Consider the following 18,320-nt stretch of genomic DNA (forward strand, 5'->3'; position numbering starts at 1 on the left):
GCTGGGTAACGATGGCGCGGAGCGGCGTGACATTGAAGTCGTTGCAGGGGTTGTTCATCTGCGGGCAATTCGAGATGACGACGATGACGTCCTTCTCGGCCCGGCAGGCGACCCGGCGGCCGGGAGCGGACATCCCATCGACGATCCCGAGCGCTCCGTCCTGTTCGACCGGGACGTTCATGAACCAGTTCAGGTTCGACACCAGGTCGCGCGCACTGAGCCCCCACCTCTCACCCTCGAACAGGAAGTTCTCGCGGCACGCATGCTGGTACGCGGTGTGATGGCCGTAGCGGAGCGTGTTCGACTCTTTGCTGCAGGCTCCGCCGATCGTGTCCTGCCGGTCGATCTCGTTGCCGACGACCGTCATGAGCGGCTCGCCGAGGTTCGAGCGCAGCACCGTGCCCACATCGACGTACGCATTGCCCTGCCATGCGAGGGTGTCGGGCACGCTGTACCGCTCGGATGTGTCATCGAGCGCGAAGATCAGGCAGTCGCCCGACTGGTTGCCCCCGACATCCACGAGCGTGAAGACCTGACCGGCGCGGACGATCGCGGACCAGGATGCCCGGGGTGCGATGACATCGTCGACGACGTTCTCACCGGGCACGAATGCCTCCGACCAGTCGAGAGGGCTGCTCTCGGCATAGACGGGGCGGGGCGGGACGGTCGTCTGAACGGTCGTGTCAACCATGGGTGCTTCCCTTCACAGCCCGGCGAGGCCGGCGTAGGCGATGGAGTTGGCGTACGCGCGCTGGCGCTCGGGCGTGGCATCGACGTGCGCGTCACCGGTCTGGCTCGCCCGTTCTGCCCAGGCGTGCACGCGCAGCGGCGAGGCGATGTAATCGGGCCGCGGATCGCGCGGGTGCGGCGCATTCGCGATCAGCACGATCAGCGGCAGTTCGGCCAGCAGATCGACATGCGTGCCCGCGCCGGCGGACCCCCGCCAGTCGAGCGCGCCGTCCTCGAGCACGTGCACGCCCTGGAAGAACGACACGGCCGGTGGGATGTCGCGCCGCTCGAGGCCGTGCTTCGTTCCCGCCATGCGCAGCAGGGCATGACCGGAGGGGGTCGGCCCCTCGGGAGACGCGTCGCCGTACTTGTGCACGTTCCACGCGTCACCCGACGCCCCGCAGAACGCGTCATGGTGACCGGATGTGTCTTCGAGGATCGTCGCGAGCACTCGCCCGTCACCCGAGAGCAGCGGATGCTCCGCGCCGAGGTATGCCTGCCACGGGATCTTCTGCGTATCGGCAACGTTCAGCCGCTCACCCGCGTTCAGGGCATTGAAGATCACGACGCTCGCCGAGGCATCCCCCTCGGGGTCCTCGAGACGGATGCGGGTGCCCCGCGCCACCCGCAGGTGCGTGTAGCCACCGGGGGCAACGGTCTCGGACCACAGCAGCGCCGCCCGGTCGATCCCCTCGGGAGGCGTGGGGGTCGTACTCGCGGGCACGAACGGCATCCACTTCGACTGCGTCGCCCGGGCCCGCGCATCCGCTCGCGCCTGCTCCACACTGCCGAGCGCAACGCTTCGGCCCATGTTGTCGAGGCCGGTGTTGTCCCACCCGGTGTTGCCGCTCGCCACGATCGGACCCCATTTCTATCGACTGACAGAAATGGAATCAGATCAACGTTTCGCCCACGTTTCGGGGGCGACCGTGCGGGGTGCGGTCGCGACTCGCCGTATTGGCCAGGGACCTCGCGGCGAGTCGCGACCGTTGGCGCTATTCGTTGGCGAGGAGCGCCACGGGATAGGTCGACAGCAGCTCGGCCAGCGAAACTTCGCCAGCCTCGTAGCGGCGCCCGGTCAAGAGGTCGATCGCGGGCACAGTGGGACGCAACAGGACCGTGTCCTGCCACCCGCCGAGAGCATCCAGCCCCACCGGCAGCCGGGTCGCGACGGTCTGGACACCGCCGCGATCGAACCCGATCGCATGCTGAGCGGCAGACCCGACGAACGTCAGGGGCGTGTACCGCGTGAAGAGCTCGGCGCGGTAGCGGCGCGTGCGGAGCGCACGGGAGGTCACGAGCAGTTTCGCGGCGCCCGAGGCATCCACGGCCGGCAACTCGCCCGCCTCGAATCCTGCGTCGATTCCGGCGAGCATCTCAGCGCGCGCACCGAAGTCCACAGCACGCCGGTTGTCGGGGTCGACGAGGCTCGTCTCCCACAACTCCGACCCCTGGTAGACGTCCGGCACACCGGGCGCGGTCAGCTGCAGCAGCTTCGCCGAGAGCGAGTTCGACCACCCGTAGGGCGCGATCTCGGCGACGAGCGTCTCGAGGATCGCGGATGCCTCGGCGTTGTCGAACGCGGCGTCCACCAGCGCGTGCATCCGGGCCTCGAAGGCCTCGTCCTGATCCCACCAGCCGGTCGACTCGGACGCCTCGCGGGCCGCCTTCTCGGCGTAGGCGTGCAGGCGCTCACGCGAAGCGGGCCAGGCACCGACGATGGCCTGCCAGAGCAAGTTGTCGAAGCCGCCGTGTCCCGTGGAGGCGATGGCACGGAGAGCCGTGAGCGCTTCGAGCCACCGTGCGGGCAGCTCCGACAGCACCGACAGGCGCGCACGAACGTCCTCGCCACGCTTCGTATCGTGCGTCGAGAGTGTCGTCATGGCGTGCGGCCAGGATGCCTCGCGCACGACCTGGGCGGCATGGAACCCGGCCACGTCGAGCGCGAACTCGGACGGGTCGGCGCCGACCTCGGTCAGGGTACCGAGGCGCGAGGCGCGATAGAACGCGGTGTCCTCCACGCCCTTCGCCATGACGGGCCCGGTCGTCTGCTGGAACCGGCGGGCGACCTCGAGCGAGGCATCCGCCAGCTGAGGCAGCACCCGGTCGAAGGCGCCGGCGAGGTCGGGACGCCGGCGCATGGCCTCCTCCGCTGCGGCGTCGAACTCGTCGCGGCCGGCGGGAAGGTACGAGCGGTAGACAGGGAAGCAGGCGAGCAACTCGGCGATCGCGTCGGCCGCCCCCGTGACGGGTTCGTCGAGCAGTCGCACCAGGCGCGCGACCTCGGCACCCTGAATCGTCTCGGCGATCGTTCGCTTGGTGTCGTGGATGAGGTCGCTCCACGATGCCTGCGGATCGAGGCCGTCCTCGGTGCGGACCGCGGCATCGATCGCATCCAGCGCCGCTTCGCCAGCGGGATCGATCAGCACCCGGTCGATCACGGCGAGCGCGTCGTACCCGGTCGTGCCGTCCGTCCGCCACCAGCTGGGGAGCGTCTCGCCGTGCTCGAGGATCTTCTCCACCAGCAGGTAGACGCCCCCGGTCGCCTCCGCCAGCCGGTCGAGGTAGGCACCGGGATCGAGCAGCCCATCCGGGTGATCGACGCGGATGCCGTCCACGAGGCCGTCCCTCACCCAGCGGAGGATCTCGGCGTGCGCCTCGTCGAAGACCCACGGCACCTCGACGCGGACGCCCGCCAGGGTCGTCACCGCGAAGAAGCGGCGGTAGTTCAGCTCGGCTGCCTCGCGTCGCCAGAACATGAGTTCGTAGTGCTGGCGATCGACGATCGCGCGCACGACCGCTGTCGTATCAGGTGAGACGGGGTCGCCGAGCGTCTCGCATTCGTCGCCCTGCACCGAGTCGGGAGCGAGCGGGAAGACGTTGTCGAAGTAGTGCAGCGTGCCGTGCGGGGCCGCCTCCGTCGCCTCCGGGTCGATGCGGATGTCGCCCGCACCGATGATGTCGTCGAGATCGCCGCCCAGCACCGGAACACGAACACGGCCCCCGCCGAACTCCCAGTCCACGTCGAACGCCTCGGCGTACCGCGAGTCGCGCCCGTAGGTCAGGAGGTCCCACCACCACGGGTTCTGCGTCGGAACCGCGACGCCCATATGGTTCGGCACCGTGTCGACCAAGATGCCGAGGCCCGCATCGCGAGCGGATGCGGCGAACCGGTCGAGTCCCTCGGCTCCCCCGCGCGCCGGGTCTACAAGGCTGGGGTCGACGACGTCGTAGCCGTGATCCGACCCTTCGGTGGCCTTGAGCAGCGGCGACAGGTAGGCCCAGTCGACGCCCAGGTCACGGAGATATCCCGAGACGGATGCCGCGGCATCCAGGTCGAAAGCCTGCCGGATCTGCAGGCGGTACGTGGATACGGGACGGGGAGTGGACACGATCGTCCTTTCAGCCCTTGTTCTCGGGCTTCGGCGGCGAACTCGGAATCTGATCGATCACACCGGTCGTGGCCGCGAGCGCCGCCAGTGAAGCCGCCACGGAATGGTCCGCCTCGACCTCCCCCACGGTGTGCTCGCGCATGACGATGAGCGAGCGGGCCCGCATGTCGACGTGCTCGCCCGGCTTGATCGGTCGAGAGTCGGCGAGATCCCCGGCGGTGTCGACGATCACGTCCCAGGTCGGCGATGCGTCGGCGTCGGGCAGGTAGAACTCCACGTGCTCCTCGCCGGCGTTGAAGAGAATGATGAAGTGCTTGTCGACGATCGGCTCACCCCGGCGATCGCGCTCGCGGATGCCGTTGCCGTTGAGGAACACGCCGATGCAGCGGCCGAATCCCGAATCCCAGTCCTCGGGCTGCATCTCGGTGCCGTCGGGGCGCAGCCAGACGATGTCGGGAAGCCCCTCGTCCTTTGCCCGCCGGACCGGCCTGCCGTTGAAGAACCGGCGCCTGCGGAAGGTGGGGTGCTCGGCGCGCAAACGCACGAGCGCCGAGGTGAACTCGATCAGCGGATGGTCGGCGGCGTCCCAGTTCACCCAGGTCAGCTCGTTGTCCTGGGCGTACCCGTTGTTGTTGCCCAACTGCGTGCGGCCGAGCTCGTCGCCGTGCAGAAGCATGGGCACGCCCTGCGAGAGCATGAGCGTCGCGATGAGGTTCCGCTGCTGCCGGGCGCGCATGGTGAGCACCTCCGGGTCGTCGGTCGGCCCCTCGACCCCGAGATTGTAGGAGCGGTTGTGCGACTCCCCGTCGTTGTTGTCCTCGCCGTTGGCGTCGTTGTGCTTGTCGTTATAGCTCACGAGATCACGGAGCGTGAAGCCGTCGTGGGCGGTGATGAAGTTGATGGATGCGACGGGTCGTCGCCCGGAGTGCTCGTACAGATCGGCGGACCCGGTGAGGCGCGATGCGAACTCACCCAACGCCTGCGACTCACCGCGCCAGAAGTCGCGCACCGTATCCCGGTACTTGCCGTTCCACTCCGTCCACTGCGGCGGGAAGTTGCCGACCTGGTAGCCCCCGGGCCCGATGTCCCACGGCTCGGCGATCAGCTTCACCTGCGAAACCACCGGGTCCTGCTGCACGAGTTCGAAGAACGTCGACAGTCGGTCGACGTCGTAGAACTCCCGCGCCAGCGTGGAGGCGAGGTCGAAGCGGAATCCGTCGACGTGCATCTCGAGCACCCAGTACCGCAGCGAGTCCATGATCAGCTGCAGGGCATGGGGATTGCCGACGTTCAGGCTGTTGCCGGTGCCGGTGTAGTCGGTGTAGTAGCGCTTGTCGTCGTCCTCGAGCCGGTAGTAGGCCGCGTTGTCGATTCCGCGCATCGAGAGCGACGGGCCGAGGTGGTTGCCCTCAGCCGTGTGGTTGTAGACGACGTCGAGGATGACCTCGATGCCCGCCGCGTGGAGCGCACGGACCATCCCCTTGAATTCCTGCACCTGGTCACCGTGCGCACTGCTCGAGGCGTAGGCGTTGTGTGGTGCAAAGAAGGCGATCGTGTTGTAGCCCCAGTAGTTCGAGAGCCCCTTGTCTTGCAGGGTGCTGTCGTTGACGAACTGGTGCACCGGCATGAGTTCGATCGCCGTGATCCCGAGCTTGTGCAGATGCTCGATCATCGCCGGATGGGCAATGGCACTGTAGGTGCCCCGGATCTCGTCCGGAATGCCGGGGTGCAGCTGGGTCAGCCCCTTCACGTGCGCCTCGTAGATGACCGAGGCCGCGTACGGCGTCTTGGGGTGCACATCGCCCGACCAGTCGAAGAACGGGTTGACGACGACGCCCATCATCATGTGCTTCGCGGAATCCTCGTCGTTGCGGGAGTCGGGATCGCCGAAGTTGTAGCTGAAGACCGCTTGCCCCCAGTCGATCTCACCGGCAACGGCCTTCGCGTAGGGGTCCAACAGCAGCTTGTTCGCGTTGAACCGCTGACCGTTGGGTGGGTCGTAGGGGCCATGGACGCGGTATCCGTAGCGCTGCCCGGGCCCGACCTGCGGGAGGTACACATGCCAGACGAAGGCGTCGACCTCCGTCACCTCGACGCGCGTCTCTTTGCCACGCTCCGTAAAGAGGCACAGCTCTACGCGCTCGGCCGCCTCACTGAACAACGCGAAATTCGTGCCATTCCCGTCGTATGTCGCACCGAGTGGGTAAGTCGAGCCAGGCCATGTTTGCACTGCCAAAGACTACCTACCGACATGGACCGCCGCTGTGGCTTGCACATCGCGGGCGGGTGCCCTATGTCATCGAGCCACGGATAGTCAGCTCAGCTCGGTCGCCGCGTCCCATGCGCGGGAATGGGGGCCGCGCGGTAACAGCTCGCCCTCGACGATCTCGTACTCCATGCCCCCGTCGAAGTATTCGTGGGGCAGGCTCGTCGGAGATCGGTTCGCGCTCATCGGTTTCTTGCCGGTCATTCCGCACCCCTGACTTGTCTCGCACTGCTGACTTGTCCAGCTCCTACAGTGCGGCATCGGATGCGTCAGCGGAACCCGATTGACTTCGCAGCGAGAGACGCGTACTGAGAAACCCGTCGGTATGCACGCCGTGTGCGATTAGTCTGATCGTGTGGGCACTATTTACTACGGCGGGGACGCTTCCGCCATCGACATCGAGGACCGTGCGCTGGCGCACTTGAAGGTCGTCATCGCGACGAAACTCCGTCGCGGCGAGAGCTTCACCCTCACCTGGCGTCACCCCGACGACCAGCCGCGTGGTCGAAGCACGGTGTGGCTGAGCCCGTCGATCCCGCTGCGTTTCGTCTTCGATGACCCCGAGCCCGCGGTGCTGAGCCGCGAGTGGATGGAAGAGCTCGCCCAGTCAGCCAACTCGTCGGGCGGCATCATGCTCGTCGCCGAACACTTCGACGTGGACCCCTCGGAGGACGAAACGACGATCGAGGTCGATGCGATCGTCGCGAAGGACATCGATGTCGACAACGCGACGGTGGGCTCGGTGCAGCGCAAGGCGAAAGCCAAAGTTGACGCGGCCAAGGTGGACGCCGGGGACTGATCCGCCCGTTCTTCCCCGTCGCCCGTCAGGAGTCGAACGGCATCTCTTCTTGCGGCTCCGATACGACGAACAGACCGTTGGGACTGCTGGCCGACACCATGAGGGATTCGATCCACAGCCGGTTCAGTCGCGGCTCACGGCTGCCGTGGAAGGCGAACTGCAGGGGTACGGACGGATGCATCCAGAAGCTCCGCCGCGAGATGCCCTCGCTGTCGAGGTCGACGGTGAACATGAACGACTCGGAGCGGCGCAGCTTGTTCATGATCACGATCCGCAGGTGGGCGAGGGTGCGGTCCTCGATGTCGATCGAGTTGTTCAGCGTGTCGTAAATGAAGCGGCCCATGCGATGAGCCTAACGGCGGATTCCGATCCGGATGACCCGGGTCACGCCCCCTGGGGCGGCTGCAGCAGCAGCGCTATGCGTTCCTCGAGATAACCCGCCAGCGGCACGTGTCCTGCGGCCGGGCTCCAGCGGATGCTGGGGGTTCCGTCCACGAGGGCTAGGGGTCCTGTCCGTTCGCCTCGCCCCAACGCGACCAGGTCGAGCGCCTTCCAGTCCAGGTGAACGGTTTCGCCGTCACTGAAGCCCCCGCGCGTCGCGGCAGCCGCCACTTCGGCGCGGGCGCGCGCCGCATCCGAAGCGAACCCTCGGCGGCCGGGGTCGCCGGCGCGCACCACGTTTCCGGCCGCGTACACGGCGCTCTCGCCGACCAGCAAGACACCGAGCCGCCAGGCGTCGCCCCGGGGCACGATCTTCGGCGCGCGGAGCCCCGCGAGGACCCGCGGGCGCACGATCTCGCCCAGCCGCTCGCGCGGCGCGTCGGCCGCCGCCAGGCGAGCGCGGGCAGCATTCAGGAGAGTCGCCGCGTCATCCACCACTTCGCTATTGTGCGCGGTTCTCCCGCGCCCGGGCGTACATCTGAAAGGAATCTCGGGCCCGATGGGCCCTCACAGCCGCTCAGCCGAGGCCGGCGCGATCCTCGTGGCCGTCGTCCGGCAGCACGTGACCCGCGACCGGCTTGCGCGAGAGCCCGACGGCTCCAGCCTCCGGGCCCCTCGCGGTTGCGGCGGCGACGGCGACGGACTCGTCGATGTCGGTGTAGCGCGGGCGCAGCTGCACGGCCTGGAGCCGCTTCTGCTCACGCTTGGCCTTGCGCGACGAGTACGTGAGGTTGAGCGCCTCGACGAGGATCGCGAACGCCATCGGCGCGTAGATCAGGGCCTTGTCGATCGAGACACCGTAGCCCTCGGCGATCAGGAATACACCGATCAGCAAGAGGAACGACAGTGCGAGCATCTTCACCGTCGGGTGCTTGTTGACGAACGTGAAGATAAAGCGTGCGGCGAACAGCATGATGCCGAACGACAGCACGACGACCGTGATGATCACGAGCAGGTTCTCGGTCATGCCGACCGCCGTGATGACCGAGTCGAGCGAGAAGACGATGTCGAGCAGCAGGATCTGCGTCAGCACCGAGGCGAACGTGATGGTCTTCGGCCCGACGCCCCCGTGTTCCTCTTCGGCACCCTCGAGCTTGTGGTGAATCTCGGTGACAGCCTTGTAGACCAAGAACAGACCACCGGCGATGAGGATGAAGTCCTTCACCGAGAACCCCATGCCGAACAAGACGACAACATCGTCCTTCAGCGTGATGATCCAGCCGGCGAAGAACACCAGAACGACGCGGATCACCATTGCGAGCGTCAGGCCGAGGTTGCGCGCCTTGGCCTGCTGCTCGACCGGCAGCTTCGAGGCGAGGATCGAGATGAAGATGACGTTGTCGACGCCGAGAACGATCTCGAGCACGAACAGGGTCAGGAAGACGGCGATCAGGTCGGGCGTCAGGTCCAGGGAGAAGTCCACTCGCTCATGTTAGGCGGATGCCTGGGTCGATCTCAGCCGACATCCTCATCGATCACGTCCCGGTCGACGACCCTCGCGCCGCGCAGCATGGTTCCGATGAGCGGATACAGCAGCACGGAGAGCATCCCGGCGCCCACGAGCGCCGCGGACAACCCCGGTGAGAGCAGTTCTTCCGACATCCCGATACTCGTGACGGCGACGATGACGGGCAGTCCCGTCGCGCCGAGGAAGGCCAGCGCCATTCGGTCACGCGGTGTCGACCCGGAGGGGGCAGAGATCATCGAGGGCAGGCCGCGGATGACGAGCAACAACACCAGGAAGACGGGGATGAGCACGACAGTCGCGCCATCCGCGAGCAGTGCGTCGAGGTCGAAGGTGACGCCCGTGTAGATGAAGAAGACCGGGACGAGCAGGCCGAAGGCGACGGCCTCGACCTTCGACTCGACCTGCGCGCGATCATCGGCGGGGGCGTTGCGCATGATCAGCTGCCAGACCACACCGGCGACGAACGCCCCGAGCAGCATGTCGAGGTCGAGCAGCAGACTCAGCGCAACCAGCAACGCGAGGATGAGCACGATCATCCGTATCGCGAACTGCCCGGAGGTGTGCAGAGTCGCGGTCACGATGCGGTGCAGGCGCCCGTGGGGCATCCGTGACGCGAGAAATACGGATGTCGCAGCGATCACCACGAACAAGAAGAGCACGATCGACGCGACGCCGAAATCGCGTCCGCCGAGAAACAGCGAGATCGCCACGAGAGGACCGAACTCCCCCACCGCGCCGATACCCATGACCGCGCGCCCGAACGGCGTCGGAAGCATCCCCGCATCGCGCAGGATCGGCAGCAGCATCCCCAGCGCGGTCGAGCACAGGGCGATGCCGATCACGACCGCCGCCTCGCCCGGCGCGATCACGAGGCCCACCGCGACGCCGGCGATCAGCCCGATCAGCCAGCCGCCGACAGCGCGAGCACCGTTCCGGCCGCGGAGCACGCGGAAGTCGATCTCGTTGCCGGCCATGAAGAACAACAGCGCGAGGCCGAAGTCCGCGAGGCGCTCGGAGATCGGCCCCTCCTGGATCCAGCCGAGCACGCTCGGGCCCGCGATGATCCCCAGCACGAGTTCGAACACCACGATCGGGATGCGCAGGCGACTCGAGAGCCCGCGCACGATCAGCGGAGCGATGACCGCGATCGCCGCGATGACCACGAAGTCGAGATCGCTGAGCTGCACGGCCTCACGCTATCGTCTGCGCGCTCGTGCGGGTGTGCCGCAGCTGCGGCAGAGGGTCAGCGCCAGACGTCGTCCGCGATGGCCACGACCTCGCGGATCTTCGCCCACTGCTCGTCCTCGGTCAGCACGTTGCCCTCTTCGGTCGAGGCGAATCCGCACTGCGGGCTCAGGGCGAGCTGTTCGAGCGGGGCGAAGACAGATGCCTCGTCGATCCGGTTCTTGATCGCGTCGACGTCTTCCAACTCACCCGTCTTCGAGGTGATGAGGCCGAGAACGACCGTCTGGTCGCCCTCGGGCAGGAAGCGCAGGGGCTCGAAGCCGCCGGCGCGTTCGCTGTCGTACTCCAGGAAGAACCCGTCGTAGGCGACCTCGCCGAGGAGCTGTTCGGCGACGGGTTCGTAGCCGCCGGACGAGATCCAGGTCGAGCGGAAGTTGCCGCGACAGACATGTGTCGTGATGACCATGTCGTCGGGCTTGGCCTCGAGAACACGGTTCAGCAGGCTCGCGTACCGCTCGGCGAGCCCGTCCGTTCGGATGCCACGATCCCGTGCCTTCGTGAGCTCCTCGTCCGAACAGAGGTATGCCCACGCGGTGTCGTCGAACTGCAGGTAGCGGCACCCGGCGTCGTAGAACGCCGTCACGGCATCGCGGTATGCCTGAACGAGGTCATCAACGATGTCGTCGCGGCCGGAGTACACATTCGGGTCGATGCGGTCGGGTTCGAGCCGGAAGTCGAGCACGGTGGGCGCCGGGATCGTCGCCTTCGGAAGCGCGCCCGTGCCGGCCGTGAGCACCTGGAGCGAACGGTAGTGCTCGAGGAACGGATGCGTGTCGGAGAAACCGACCGGACCGCTCAGGTGCAGACCGCGCGGTCGCGTCTGCACACCCTGGAACTGGATGCCGTGGTCGAGCTCGATGACGTCGACGCCGTCGAGCATTCCGAAGAAGTCGAAGTGCCACCACGATCGGCGGAACTCGCCATCCGTCGCGACGCGCAGGCCGTTGTCGGCCTCCTTGCGCACAAGATCGGCGATCTCTGCGTCCTCGACGGCGCGCAGCGCATCCGCGTCGATCTCACCGGCGGAGTGGGCGGCACGCGCGCGCTTGAGCGCTTCGGGACGCAGGAAGGAGCCAACGATGTCGGCGCGGTACGGCGGATTGATACTCACCCCGACACCTTATCCGCGTGTATTCGGCGACGCTCCCCGCTCGTCACACGGCGAAGCACTGGGCCACGCGGCATCCGTCTAAACGCGCCGCGGGCATCCGTCCGTCAGCGCTTCCGCGCGGGCGGGGTCTCGCGCGGCACACGCACCGCGGCTCCCGCGACGGCGAACAGCGCCGCAACGCCCAGGTGCGCCACGATCCACCAGGGTCCCTCGGTCGGCACGGGAAAGACCGGGTTCCAGACGATCGCGACCGCGAAGAACACGAGGGTCCACCACCACTGCGCACCCTGGAGCGCATACCAGGCGACGATCAGCGCCATGATCGCGACGATGAAGCGGATCAGCAGGTACCAGTCGGCCTCGAGCAGCGGGATTCCCGAGAGCAGCGCCGCGGCGGCGATCAGGCTCGGGATGAACGCGGGTCGGTACGTGTCGCTTTTCGGGGGTGTGGCGGCCATGGGTCCATCCTCACAGACCCACGTGCGCATCCAGCCACGCCATCAGCCCTGGCAGCGTGAAGTACGCGATCGTCGCGTGCGTCGCATTCGGAACCTCCGCGAGCGTTACGTCGATGCCGAGGGACGCCTCGTGCTTCGCGAAATCGCGGGTGTCCTGCGGATGGATGAGCGTGTCTTTCAGTCCCTGCGCGATGTACAGCGGCGCGTCGAAGGCGACGCTGCCGGCAGAATTCTGGGCGAGCAGGTCGTCCCACGGTGGGGTGGTGGTGGGGTCGCTCAGCACGAAATTCCCGACGAGCGGCTGTCCGATCGCGTGCAGTTCTTTCGTGTGCGTCAGCAGGCACAGGTCGTTCATCTCGGGTGCGGCCGCGACGGCCGCCGGCGTCAGGATGTCGGACAGCTGCGCTCCCGCGACCGAGTCGCCGTAGACACCGGCGTACGCCGTGAAGGCATACGAGCCGATCGTCACGCCCGAGATGTCGTCGATGTCCGCATCGAGCAGTGCCGTCAGGTCCGCCGCGGGTGCGGCGACCGCGACCGCCCGCACGTCCAGCTCGGGCGCGTAGTCCGCGGCGCGCTCGGCGGCGAACAGCACGGCCTGGCCACCCTGCGAGTGACCCCAGAGGACGACGGACGCACCCGCATCACCCGCGGGGATCGACTGCGCGGCTCGGACGGCGTCGAGCACGTTGTTGCCCTCGGTCGCGCCCACCAGATACGAGTCCGGGCCGGGATAGCCCATGCCCGCATAGTCCGTCGCGACGACGACAAAGCCGCGATCGAGCATCAAGCGCAGCCCCTCGATGTCGAGAAAGGGGTCGGCCGCCATCGACGGTGCGCAGTCGCGGGCCGAGCCGGTCGTCGGGTGACCCCACGACAGCACGGTTCGGCCCCCGGCCGGCGGGGGCCCGAGGGGCGCGACGACGATGCCCGAGACGATCAGGGGTTCGCCGTTCAGGTCGGTCGAGCGGTACAGGATCCGCCACGCCCGTGTGTCGAAGGGCAGACCGATCAGCTCTTCCTGGCGCATGATCTCGCCCGGATCGCCCGAGCTCTCGGGCACGGGATCGAGGTAGAACTCCTCGAGTCCGGGCCGCTCGAGCAGGTCGCCGACGATGCGAGCCTCGAGCACCGCGACACCGCCGCCCACGAGGGCCAAGACCGCCGCGAAGAACGGGGCCCACCGGTGCGTGAGCGCGTGCCGGTGGCGGCTGGCGGGCCCACGACGCGGGCTCTCTGATGTCACGGAGCTACCGTCTCACGGCGGAGGTTGTCGGCGCACGCCCGAGCACAGGATGGTGCCTGTTCGAGACATCCGCTGCATCTATTCGTGGCGCGGATGCCGCGATCTGCGGCCATCGTGGGACGGCGCTAGACCTCGACGGGCGTCTCGCCGGGACGCGGATACCGGCCGTGAACCTCCCTGCCGTGGACCTCCCTGCCGTGGACCTCCCTGTGCAGGCGCTCCATCCGCTCGTCCAGCTCGGCGGCCGTCTCGGCGGCATCGCGCAACGAATCGAGCAGCGGCGAGGGCACCTGCTTGTCGTACTTGTAGTAGATCTTGTGCTCGAGGCTCGCCCAGAAATCCATCGCGATCGTGCGGAACTGCACCTCGACGGGCACGTCGACGCGGCCACTGGAGAGGAATACCGGCACCTCGACGATCGCGTGCAGGCTCTTGTATCCGTTGTCCTTCGGGACGGCGATGTAGTCCTTCACGGCGCGAACGGTGATGTCGTCCTGCGTCGTCAACAGGTCGAACAGGCGGTAGGCGTCCGCGACGAAGCTGCACGTGACACGGATGCCGGCGATATCGGTGATGTGCTGTCGGATGGTCGGAAAGTCGGGCTCGATGCCCCGTCTCGCGACCTTCTCAGCGAGGCTGTCGGGCGTCTTCACCCGACTCGAGACGTGCTCGATGGGGTTGTAGTCGTGCATCAGCTGAAACTCGTCGCGGAGGATCGTGATCTTCGTCTCGACCTCCTGCAGACCGAAGCGGTACTCCAGCAGGAAGCGCTGGAATTCGTCTCGCATCGCCCTCATCTCGGCGAGAGTCGCGGTGAAGGGTTGCTCGCCGGTGGGCATACTCATGGCTTCACGCTAGGACGCCGGACTATGAGGGCCCCGTGAGTCGCGCCGCCGCCCGGTTCGCCGTGCGCAGGCGCTCGGCGCTGACATCGCGCGCACTCTCGGCATCGTTTCGTTCGGCCGTTGCGGCATCGGCGTCGGCACGGATCCGCGCGATCTCGCTCTCGAGGGCATCGACTCGCTCGCGCAACAGCGCCTCGCGCTCTCGCGCGGTCGCCAGGCGGGCCTCGGCGCGCGCCGACTCACGCTCGGCATCCGCCGCCTCGCGCCGGACCACGGCGGCAGCGCGTTCGGCATCGCGGCGAGCACGGCGCTCGGCGAGATCATCGCGCCCGCGGACGGCCACAGGTTCCGCGGCGACCGGCGCCTCGCCGGCGACCGCGTCCGTCAGATCGACAGGGTCGACGCCGGATGCTTCCAGCGGACGCAGTAGTCGGCCGGTCCGGACGGCGGATGCCGCGGCCTCATCCCGCGCGGCGGCCCCCAGCGTGCGCTCGACCTCGGCGACGATACCGGCGCCGAGGTCGATGCCCTCGTCGTTCGCCAGGGTCGTCGCGGTGCGAACGAGTTCGGCCACGAGCGTCCGCCTCTCTTTATTGAGGGAGGTCAGACGGGCCGCGTCGCGATCTTCCTGGGCCTCGCGCATCTCGGCCGCGAGGGTGGACAACCTGCCGACCTCGTTCGCCGCGCGCCGAGAAAGCAGGTTGACGACCCATACCGAGGTCGCGGGCTTGCGAAGGCCCCGGATCTGCGCTGCGGTCTCGCGATCCGGCGCGGCGGCGGCGAGCGTTTTCCGTGCCGCGATGAAATCAGCCGGCGCGAGCCCGTACAGCGCTTCGGCCGCTTCCTCGAACGTCGTGTCCGCCATCCGGCCATTCTGACTGATCGCCGTCGATAGCACCCCGGGGGTTCCCCGGCAACCCCCGCCACCCGGCTGAGCAGCGGCCATAGCGTGGATCCGTTCGAAAGGACCAGCGGCTTCCGGCCGCTCGAAAGGAGAAGTCCCATGGCCACCACATCGACCAAGACGCCCGCCACGACCCGCGGAAAGCGCCGACCCGCGAAGGGCGGCGCCGGAGCCGCGCTGACCGACGAGCAGAACGCCGAGAGCGGCTTCCAAGCGTCGAAGGAACTCAGCGAGAACCTGCAGAAAGTGCTCGTCGATCTGCTCGAACTGCAACTGCAGGGCAAGCAGGCGCACTGGAACGTCGTGGGATCCAACTTCCGCGACACTCACCGCCAGCTCGACGACATCATCGAGGCGGCGCGCGGGTTCAGCGACACGGTCGCCGAGCGGATGCGGGCGCTCCACGCCGTTCCCGACGGCCGCTCCGACACGGTGGCCGACACCACGACTCTGCCCGAGTTCCCGCACGGGGAAGTCGACACCACCGAAACGATCGACCTGATCACCGAGCGCCTCGAGGCGACGATCTCGACCGTGCGCGAGGTGCACGACCCGGTCGACGACGAAGACCCCACGAGCGCCGACATCCTGCACGCCGTTCTCGAAAGCCTCGAGCAGTTCGCCTGGATGGTCAGCGCCGAGAACCGCACGCCCGCCAGATGACCGGGCCCCTGGTCGCCGCCGATGCCGACCTCGCGGTACCGCTCGAAGACGGCGAGCCGGGCACGGCCGCGCTGAGGGCGGAGACGACCCTCCGATCGGTCGTGGCGTTCGGCACCCACGTCGATGCGACGCTCGACTGGGCCGTCGAACTCGGGAGCGCGGTGCCCGTCCCCGGACGAGGCCGCACGCGCGAACGCTGGGAAGCACTCGCGACTGCGGCACGAGCGGATGTCGCGGGCGCGCGCATTCTCGAGCCGCACCTGGACGCGCTTGCGATCCTCGCGGAAGCGTCGGCACAGGGCCTCGTGACGACGGCCGACCTCGTCCGGATGGGCGCCGACGCGAATTCATCCTGGGGCGTCTTCGCCGCGGAGGGTGACGGCGTCCGCCTGGAGGCACGCCAGAGTGAGGACGGCTCGTGGACGCTCAGCGGCGTCAAGCCATGGTGCTCGCTCGCCGACTGCGTTTCGCACGCGCTCGTGACCGCATGGACGGGTCCGACGCAGCGACGCCTGTTCGTGGTGGCGATGCGAGACCCGGCCGTTCAGCCGCAGCGCGAAAGCTGGGTCTCTCGCGGACTGGCGCAGATCAGAAGCACCCCGGTCGAGTTCGTCGGTGCGGTTGCCCTGCCGGTCGGCGATGACGGCTGGTACCTGCGGCGCGAGGGCTTCTGGTGGGGTGGCGTGGGCGTCGCCGCGTGCTGGTGGGGCGGTGCACTCCCCCTTGTCGACGCCCTCGCCCACGCGGCCGCCCGCCCCGACGCAGATCAGCTCGCACACACCTACTACGGCACCGCGGACACGCGCCTCTGGGCTGCGCGTCTCGCTCTCGCCGACGCCGCACGGCTCGCAGATCGCATGGATCCCGTGCCCGCACGGCTGATCAGCGAACGGGTCCGAGCCATCGTCGCCGACGCCGTCGAAGCCGTGCTGACGATCGCCGACCGCGCTCTCGGGCCGGCACCCCTCGCATCCGACGAAGCGCACGCCCGCCGAGTCGGCGACCTGCGCATCTACCTGCGCCAACATCACGCCGAGCGGGATCTGGCCCGGCTCGGCCGGGCGCTGACCCAGACCGACGCGTCCCCGCGAACGACGTGAGCGTCGCGTTCGACCATCGGGAGCCGGGCACACCCGAGTCCGAGTGGCAGAAGGCGAGTCTGTGGGCAGCGGCTCGCCCGCTTGATCTGGACGTCGACCTCGACATCGACGTGCTGATCGTGCTGGCCGCGCACCCCGACGACGAAACCCTGGGAGCGGGCGGGCTCATAGCGACGGCCGCAGCCCGCGGCATCCGTGCCGTCGTCGTGGTCGCAACGGACGGCGATGCTTCGCACCCCGATTCCCCGACGTGGCCACGGCAGGCGCTCGCGCGCGAGCGCCGCGTCGAGCTCGCGCGGGCTATCGATCTGCTCGCGCCGAGCAGCGCCCTCAGCTTTCTCGGCCTGCCGGACGGCCAGCTCAGGGAGCGCAGGAAGAACCTGACGCGACGCGTTCGCACCGCAATCCTCGAGGAGACGGCGGAAGACCCGCTTCGCACCCTGGTCGTCGCACCCTGGAGCGGTGATGGGCACCGCGATCACCGCATCCTCGGGGAAGTCGCCGAGGAGCTCGCCGCCGAAATCGGGCATCGGACTCTGGGGTACCCGATCTGGTTCTGGCATTGGGCGCTCCCGGCCGAGACCGACATCGAGGCCTGGGCCGTGCTGACGCTCGACTCGAACGCGCACGCGGCGAAACGCCGGGCGGTCAACGCGCATGCGACGCAGGTGCGTCCGCTCTCTCCCGCACCCGGCGACGAGGCCCTCATCCACGCACATATGCGCGCGCACTTCGACCGCGACGTGGAGGTGTTCGTGGATCCTGCGGCGGGCGACGACGCAGCCGAAAGCCTCGCGCCTTCGTTCTTCGAGGACTTCTACGCGCGTCACGATGACCCGTGGGGTTTCGACACGCGGTGGTATGAAGAGCGCAAGCGGGCCCTCGTGATGGCCGTACTGCCGCGGGCGCGCTTCCGTGACGTCGTCGAGCTCGGCTGCGCGACCGGGGCGCTCACTGTTGAGCTGGCGACGCGTGCGGATCGCGTACTCGGGGTCGACGCATCCGACGAAGCCCTAGCCCGCGCCCGCCAGCGCCTCAAGCGGCAGGGCGACGCGGGACATGTCACTTTCGAGCGCGCGACCCTGCCCGCCGAGTGGCCGGAGGGCGCGTTCGACCTGATCGTGATGTCCGAGATCGGTTACTACTGGAGCCGCCGGGACCTCCTCGATGCCGCGCGGCGAACCCTCGCCGGCCTGTCGCCCAATGGCGTACTGGTCGCGTGTCACTGGCGCCACCGCGTCGCCGCGTATCCCGGCACCGCCGACGACGTACACGCGGCCCTCCGAGCCCTGCCCGGCCTGCGGCTGCTGGCGCGCCACGAAGAAGAGGACTTCTTCCTCGACGTTCTGGTCCGAAGCGATACCCCGTCCGTCGCTCGTGCCACCGGGCTCGTCTCATGACGGCACCCACAGCGATGGCGGTCGTAATTCCCGCGCACAACGAAGAGGAGCTGATCGGTGCGTGCCTGGATTCAGTGCGTGCCGCGGTCAGAGACCTGCGGCGCGTCGTCGGTCGCGCACTACCTCGCGTGAGCGTTCATGCGGCGCTGGATGCCTGCTCCGACGCGACCGCGCGAGTAGCTCGGGCCGCGGGAGCAGACGTGACGGTACCCGCCACGCGCGGCGTCGGCGCGGCTCCGGCCGCGGGCGCCGC

The 18,320-nt window shown here is 68.1% G+C and carries 17 protein-coding genes and 2 pseudogenes; 5 read left to right on the forward strand and 14 right to left on the reverse strand.

Annotated features, from left to right (window positions below; all coding sequences use genetic code 11):
- From MIC448_RS00705 to MIC448_RS00725, 5 genes are all read right to left on the reverse strand, one after another.
- A partial coding sequence (locus MIC448_RS00705; RefSeq protein WP_036294525.1) for an urea amidolyase associated protein UAAP2 occupies window positions 1-691 on the reverse strand: 691 nt, incomplete at its 3' end.
- Between the two features lie 12 nt (window positions 692-703).
- A complete protein-coding gene (locus tag MIC448_RS00710; RefSeq protein ID WP_243419811.1) occupies window positions 704-1,585 on the reverse strand; it encodes an urea amidolyase associated protein UAAP1 in 882 nt (293 codons plus the stop codon).
- Window positions 1,586-1,724: 139 nt separating this feature from the next.
- Window positions 1,725-4,124, reverse strand: coding sequence for a malto-oligosyltrehalose synthase (gene treY, locus MIC448_RS00715; protein ID WP_144237950.1), 2,400 nt, complete (start codon window positions 4,122-4,124; stop codon window positions 1,725-1,727).
- 7 nt (window positions 4,125-4,131) lie between these two features.
- Entirely contained in the window at window positions 4,132-6,351 is a 2,220-nt protein-coding gene (glgX, locus tag MIC448_RS00720) for a glycogen debranching protein GlgX (protein ID WP_036294532.1), read from the reverse strand.
- An 84-nt stretch (window positions 6,352-6,435) separates the two neighbouring features.
- Window positions 6,436-6,591, reverse strand: a complete 156-nt coding sequence (locus MIC448_RS00725) for a hypothetical protein (protein ID WP_158497513.1) — start codon at window positions 6,589-6,591, stop codon at window positions 6,436-6,438.
- Window positions 6,592-6,742: 151 nt separating this feature from the next.
- Between MIC448_RS00725 and MIC448_RS00730 the strand changes: the two are divergent.
- Window positions 6,743-7,060 (forward strand): annotated as a pseudogene (locus MIC448_RS00730) (hypothetical protein); the annotation flags it as partial.
- A 151-nt stretch (window positions 7,061-7,211) separates the two neighbouring features.
- On the opposite strand, the gene MIC448_RS00735 reads toward MIC448_RS00730, so the two are convergent.
- The 9 genes from MIC448_RS00735 to MIC448_RS00775 all read right to left on the reverse strand — a co-directional run bounded on the left by MIC448_RS00735 (window position 7,212) and on the right by MIC448_RS00775 (window position 14,865).
- A complete protein-coding gene (locus tag MIC448_RS00735) occupies window positions 7,212-7,529 on the reverse strand; it encodes a hypothetical protein (protein ID WP_036294535.1) in 318 nt (105 codons plus the stop codon).
- Window positions 7,530-7,570: 41 nt separating this feature from the next.
- Window positions 7,571-8,065 carry a hypothetical protein gene (locus MIC448_RS00740; RefSeq protein WP_036294538.1) on the reverse strand — a complete coding sequence of 165 codons (495 nt, stop codon included), beginning with the start codon at window positions 8,063-8,065 and terminating at the stop codon, window positions 7,571-7,573.
- A 79-nt stretch (window positions 8,066-8,144) separates the two neighbouring features.
- Complete coding sequence (locus tag MIC448_RS00745; RefSeq protein WP_036294540.1) at window positions 8,145-9,050, reverse strand: TerC family protein; 906 nt, start codon at window positions 9,048-9,050, stop codon at window positions 8,145-8,147.
- 32 nt (window positions 9,051-9,082) lie between these two features.
- Entirely contained in the window at window positions 9,083-10,282 is a 1,200-nt protein-coding gene (locus tag MIC448_RS00750; RefSeq protein WP_036294542.1) for a cation:proton antiporter, read from the reverse strand.
- Window positions 10,283-10,338: 56 nt separating this feature from the next.
- Entirely contained in the window at window positions 10,339-11,451 is a 1,113-nt protein-coding gene (locus tag MIC448_RS00755) for a 5-methyltetrahydropteroyltriglutamate--homocysteine S-methyltransferase (RefSeq protein WP_036294546.1), read from the reverse strand.
- A 104-nt stretch (window positions 11,452-11,555) separates the two neighbouring features.
- Window positions 11,556-11,909 (reverse strand): DUF6804 family protein, encoded by a 354-nt coding sequence (locus MIC448_RS00760; RefSeq protein WP_036294548.1) that lies wholly within the window; start codon window positions 11,907-11,909, stop codon window positions 11,556-11,558.
- A gap of 10 nt (window positions 11,910-11,919) precedes the next feature.
- The gene (locus MIC448_RS00765) at window positions 11,920-13,155 is read right to left on the reverse strand and encodes a lipase family protein (protein ID WP_081766090.1); all 1,236 of its coding nucleotides are present in this window, start codon (window positions 13,153-13,155) and stop codon (window positions 11,920-11,922) included.
- Window positions 13,156-13,280: 125 nt separating this feature from the next.
- Entirely contained in the window at window positions 13,281-14,000 is a 720-nt protein-coding gene (locus MIC448_RS00770) for a GTP pyrophosphokinase family protein (protein WP_051512852.1), read from the reverse strand.
- A 22-nt stretch (window positions 14,001-14,022) separates the two neighbouring features.
- Complete coding sequence (locus MIC448_RS00775) at window positions 14,023-14,865, reverse strand: hypothetical protein (RefSeq protein ID WP_036294551.1); 843 nt, start codon at window positions 14,863-14,865, stop codon at window positions 14,023-14,025.
- Between the two features lie 138 nt (window positions 14,866-15,003).
- On the opposite strand from MIC448_RS00775, the gene MIC448_RS00780 reads away from it, so the two are divergent.
- From MIC448_RS00780 to MIC448_RS00795, 4 genes and pseudogenes are all read left to right on the forward strand, one after another.
- Window positions 15,004-15,567: a Dps family protein gene (locus MIC448_RS00780; protein WP_036294554.1), complete on the forward strand. Its 564-nt coding sequence runs from the start codon at window positions 15,004-15,006 to the stop codon at window positions 15,565-15,567.
- Entirely contained in the window at window positions 15,564-16,667 is a 1,104-nt protein-coding gene (locus MIC448_RS00785; protein WP_243419813.1) for an acyl-CoA dehydrogenase, read from the forward strand. Before MIC448_RS00780 ends, MIC448_RS00785 begins: the two co-directional genes overlap by 4 nt.
- The gene (locus tag MIC448_RS00790; RefSeq protein ID WP_036294556.1) at window positions 16,664-18,067 is read left to right on the forward strand and encodes a bifunctional PIG-L family deacetylase/class I SAM-dependent methyltransferase; all 1,404 of its coding nucleotides are present in this window, start codon (window positions 16,664-16,666) and stop codon (window positions 18,065-18,067) included. Before MIC448_RS00785 ends, MIC448_RS00790 begins: the two co-directional genes overlap by 4 nt.
- Window positions 18,064-18,320, forward strand: a pseudogene (locus MIC448_RS00795) (glycosyl transferase); the annotation flags it as partial. The gene MIC448_RS00790 and the pseudogene MIC448_RS00795, both read left to right, overlap by 4 nt.

The organism is Microbacterium sp. C448, from assembly GCF_000582705.2.
Taxonomy (GTDB): domain Bacteria; phylum Actinomycetota; class Actinomycetes; order Actinomycetales; family Microbacteriaceae; genus Microbacterium; species Microbacterium lacus_A.

Excerpts from the sequence above, each read along its gene's own strand:
- MIC448_RS00760 (WP_036294548.1), bottom strand. The coding sequence starts at position 11,909 with ATGGCCGCCACACCCCCGAAAAGCGACACGTACCGACCCGCGTTCATC.
- MIC448_RS00785 (WP_243419813.1), top strand. The coding sequence starts at position 15,564 with ATGACCGGGCCCCTGGTCGCCGCCGATGCCGACCTCGCGGTACCGCTC.
- MIC448_RS00725 (WP_158497513.1), bottom strand. The coding sequence starts at position 6,591 with ATGACCGGCAAGAAACCGATGAGCGCGAACCGATCTCCGACGAGCCTG.
- MIC448_RS00735 (WP_036294535.1), bottom strand. The coding sequence starts at position 7,529 with ATGGGCCGCTTCATTTACGACACGCTGAACAACTCGATCGACATCGAG.
- MIC448_RS00770 (WP_051512852.1), bottom strand. The coding sequence starts at position 14,000 with ATGAGTATGCCCACCGGCGAGCAACCCTTCACCGCGACTCTCGCCGAG.
- MIC448_RS00775 (WP_036294551.1), bottom strand. The coding sequence starts at position 14,865 with ATGGCGGACACGACGTTCGAGGAAGCGGCCGAAGCGCTGTACGGGCTC.
- MIC448_RS00780 (WP_036294554.1), top strand. The coding sequence starts at position 15,004 with ATGGCCACCACATCGACCAAGACGCCCGCCACGACCCGCGGAAAGCGC.